The organism is Stenotrophomonas sp. 05L44_2 (assembly GCF_056665995.1).
On the sequence record NZ_JBFTNR010000441.1, the window covers coordinates 1 to 3,601 of the forward strand.

At 61.5% G+C, this 3,601-nt stretch carries 5 protein-coding genes; all 5 read left to right on the forward strand.

The genetic code is table 11. From position 1 onward, the window contains the following. Positions 1-50: 50 nt before the first annotated feature. Positions 51-569: a DUF4189 domain-containing protein gene (locus AC1VAN_RS15185; protein ID WP_480986113.1), complete on the forward strand. Its 519-nt coding sequence runs from the start codon at positions 51-53 to the stop codon at positions 567-569. A 311-nt stretch (positions 570-880) separates the two neighbouring features. Next, entirely contained in the window at positions 881-1,243 is a 363-nt protein-coding gene (locus tag AC1VAN_RS15190) for a DUF4189 domain-containing protein (protein WP_161763238.1), read from the forward strand. Positions 1,244-1,645: 402 nt separating this feature from the next. Further along, positions 1,646-2,170, forward strand: coding sequence for a DUF4189 domain-containing protein (locus tag AC1VAN_RS15195; protein ID WP_282280517.1), 525 nt, complete (start codon positions 1,646-1,648; stop codon positions 2,168-2,170). Between the two features lie 321 nt (positions 2,171-2,491). Further along, the gene (locus tag AC1VAN_RS15200) at positions 2,492-3,028 is read left to right on the forward strand and encodes a hypothetical protein (RefSeq protein ID WP_032952144.1); all 537 of its coding nucleotides are present in this window, start codon (positions 2,492-2,494) and stop codon (positions 3,026-3,028) included. Positions 3,029-3,085: 57 nt separating this feature from the next. Beyond that, on the forward strand, positions 3,086-3,601 hold a 516-nt coding region (locus AC1VAN_RS15205), incomplete at its 3' end, for a glycoside hydrolase family 19 protein (protein WP_480986112.1).

Sequence of the window (3,601 nt, forward strand, 5' to 3'; positions counted from 1 at the left end):
GGTCAGCGCGGTGCGGCAAATCCGAATCATGGAAACTAGAGATTCAGCTGATGAACCTAACCGCCTCCTTGRAGCATCTGTGTCTATCCTTGGTCCTGCTGGGCTCTGTACACATAAGTTCGGCGTTCGCTGAAGGGCGCTGCCCTCCTGGTCAGTACCCGATTGGCGACCAAGGCGTTGGTGGTTGCGCTCCCATACCAGGCGCAGGACAAAGCGCCCCTGAGGAGAATCCCGGGCATTGGGTCAAGACATGGGGTGCTGTCGCCAGCTCCCCTAGTGGAGATGCAGGTTCAGCTACTGGGCATCAGGCTAAGGCTTCGGCAGAGCGCCAAGCCGTCGAGCGATGCCGGCAAGGCGGAGCTACGGACTGCACAGTCGTTTTTACCTACTACAACCAGTGCTATGCGGTTGTCCGGGCTGCACGACCGGAGAATGGTATGAGGTTCAACACCGGCGCCACGAAAGAACAGGCGCAGGAGCGGGCAGTGAAGGATTGCAAGGGCTTGGGAAGTCAGGAATGCTCTGTTTTCCACTCGGACTGCACCAAGCCTTTCTTTCAGGAGGGCTGAACGGGCGAATTTTGCTGCCTCCGGTTCTTTGAAATTCGCTCGAAGTACTGCGGAGGGCTTCAAGAAGAATTGCGGGCGCGGAGCATCAGGTTAAAGGGTGATCAAAAGCGATGTTGGGAGAGTCTTGGCAATGGCCGACTTCACGCCTTTGAGCGGTACTGCAATTTCTTTGGCCTTGACGCTGGCGTTTGCCGTTCTCGTCGTTACCGGTAATGCGAATGCCGAGGGCCGATGCCCAGCCGGCCAGTACCCCATCGGCGATCAAGGAGTCGGCGGATGTGCTCCGATTCCCGGGGCCGGGGGAGCCGCCCGTGAGCCGGAACCCGCTGCGCAGTGGCATAAAGACGTGGGGCGCCATTGCTTCCTCGCCGAGTACGTCTGAAGCAGGTGTTGCGACAGGGAAGGCGACGAAAGAGGACGCGGAGCGTGTTGCTCTGGAGGGATGCGGCATGCACGCTGCTCGCGATTGCAGAATACTCATCGCATACAGAAACCAGTGCGCAGCCTGGGTGGTTCCTCACAACAAAAGCAATGGCGCGCGTAGTGGCGCTGCGAGCGGGCACGACATGAAGGAAGCCATCGTGCAGGCGCAGAAGATCTGCATCGATCCTGCAGGGACGCAATGCAAGATCGCCTACTCAGCGGGTTCTGAGCCGGTCTATGAGGCGTTGTAGCGACAACGCCCGCAACCAGCAGTGCTCCAGAACGTGTTGACTCCTCACGACAAGAGCAGGCTTGGCGCTGCCGACGTGTAGTTGATATTGGCGGGAAAGGCGTCTATCTGATTGTCCGTAGTGTGTTGTGATCAGGTCGCCTGTCAATTGAGTGATTTAATCCGATCAAGCCTGCGCTGATGCACATTTTGACGCGATTGACCTTGAGTCTTCAGTGTCACTTCGAGAACATAGCCCTTGCCGTGCGTTCCGCTTGCGATCGCCGAGCTCTCCAATGATCAGGCACTCGGCGGGCTTGGGCCTCTGCAACGCCTTCCCGATCCGGGTGGCATGTGTGGATAGCGATCGTCTGCTCAGGTCGTACCACCCCTCGAACTGGGCAGCAAAGCAATGGGTGTCACCATGAAACGTATCCACCATGCTTTCCTCCTGTGCCTGCTGATGGCAGGCCTGCTGCCGTTCAGTGCATTGGCTGAAGGCAATTGCCCCGCGGGCATGTATCCGATAGGTGGCCAAGGTGTACAGGGTTGCGCGCCCATCCCCGTGAGCAGTACAGGTTCGCCGTACAACAATCGCCCCAACTGGGCGCAGACCGTGCGCGGCGTGGCGATGGATGCTCGCGGCGACACGTTCATCAGCAATTCGATGCGTTCGCGGGGCAAGGCCAAGCGCGCGTCCATGAAGGAGTGCAGGGAATTCGGCAAGGGCGAATGCACGTTGGCGACCCTGTTCCAGGCGCAGTGCGTGGCGGTCGCCCACGCGGGGCTGGGGACTGAAACCACGAGCGTCGTCGCAGCCATGTCCGAACAGGGTGCGGTCATTGTCGCGATGCAGCAATGCAGCGCGAAGGCCGCATGGAGGCAGATGCCACAGGATCAATGCAGGATCTCCAACACGGCCTGCACGGCGGATCTGTTCATCAGGTAGGGCACCATTCACGTTAAGCCCAGTTTTTATGTGATCAATTCCGCTTTTCGCTTCTCCCGACCTTCGACGCGGCAAAGCTCCTCGCGGTAAGCTCCCCGCGCGTCATAAAAATGACGCGCCAGTGCCACCGAACGCAGGAGCTTTTCCGTCCAATGAGGACTCTGTCCGCCCGTCCGACGGGTGACGCTTGCCACTATCGCGGCCACGCCGTGCGCGGGGCTATGATCCGCATCTGCGCAGGCGCGGGCGAGCCGGGACACCGCGTTCCGACCGGCCAGGGAGGCGGGCATCGGCAAGACGACATTGAAGGAGTGGGAGGGGATGGACGACAGGTTTGGCGCACACATGGACGATGCCTTGGCATTCGTTCCGTCCGGTGCGAACCTGCTGGAAGCCGTCAGGGGCGAGCTCAACGGCGATGGCATCGAGTACCAGCTGCTGGTCATCGACCAGCCGACGCCGGAAGGGCTGGTGCCCGGCCAGCACGGACCAAACCGGGTGCTGCTGTTGCTGCGCGGTGACGGGCGCGGGCGCTGGCAGCTGGCCGCGCGCAACGACAAGCTGGTGCCATGTTCCACCCGCGGTGGCCTGGCTGGCGACCCTTTTGCGTATGCAATGGTTGAGGAAGACACCTTCAGCGTGATCACCAACGGCGGCAGCCGCGAGCGCTGGAGCAGCACGTACCGGTTCCGTTACGCATCGGCGGACAAGGCGTGCTGGGTGGATGGGGTGAGACGCAAGGTCGTGGATATCGAGACCGAGGCGACCAACATCCGGGATTTCTCGGTGGCGGAACTGGGCAGGGTGCGGTTCGAGGACTTCGATCCGTCCAGTGTCGCCGAGGTGTCGCTTCCATGAGCCAAGCTCCAACCGGCGGAAAGGAATCCGCGCTGATGAACATCCAGGAGTTGCACTGTGTCGACCGATAGAGAGTCGCAACTGCTGCGGCAGGCGACGAAAGCCGGCATCGACTCCCCCCTTGAACTGGCCAATTTCATGGCCCAGGCAGGGCACGAGTCGCGCGGCCTGAGCCGGCTCAACGAGAGTTTCAACTATACCCGGGGCATCTCGCAGATCCCGGTCGAAGCGGCGTGGCGCAATGGCACCGAGGCGCTGGAGTCCGCGCGCCAGGAAGCCCTGCGAGGGCGTCCGGATGATCTGGCTGAGCTGATGTATGGCGGCCGGATGGGCAATGACGCGCCCGGAGATGCGCTCAAGTACCACGGGCGCGGTTATCTGCCGCTGACCGGCAAGGAAAGCTACGAGCGCGCCGGCAGTGCGCTGGATCTGGATCTGGTCAACCAGCCCGAGTTGGCATCGGAGCCGGAACACGCAGGTCGCATCGCGGTGTGGCAATGGCAGAACCGTGTGCCGGAACACGCGCGCGAGGACGTGCGCGAGGCTACGTATGCCATCAACGGTGCCGTCAAC